Genomic DNA, 427 nt, shown 5'->3' with positions numbered 1-427 from the left:
CCTCAATAACTTGGATTTGAGCAATGCCATCAGCATTTCCAACGGTTTGGGCATCAATGGGAGTAGCAACAGCAGCGTAACCCTCCCCGCCAACCAGTCGCTTACGCTGACGTATCCAGTAACGGGGACGCCAACAGCTCCCGGTACTGCCACGGCGACCTTTAGTTCGGCACCGTTTGCGACCCTAACTACTAATTTTAACATCAGTGCCGCCACGGCGACTTTGGGTCCAGTAAAAGACCAGTTGATTGTGGCTTTAAACTACAATGGTCAAAAGTACCATTCGCCAGCCACGGGTATTCCAGACGGTTACGAGTTTGAGGTGAAAATCCCTTACACCAATGCCAACCCGACCAACGGCAGTTATTCGGCTTACGAGCAGATTTTGCCGCTCCAGAACGATGCGGGAGGCACCCAGAACTTCAAG

1 pseudogene is annotated in these 427 nt (G+C 52.0%); it reads left to right on the top strand.

The features are described from left to right. Positions 1 to 427 (top strand): annotated as a pseudogene (locus tag VQ048_RS12670) (hypothetical protein); the annotation flags it as partial.

This window comes from Bergeyella anatis (genome assembly GCF_036016955.1).
GTDB lineage: Bacteria > Bacteroidota > Bacteroidia > Flavobacteriales > Weeksellaceae > JAYWXI01.
Note: the sequence above shows the minus strand (reverse complement) of the source record. Positions and strands in the feature narration are given on the sequence as shown.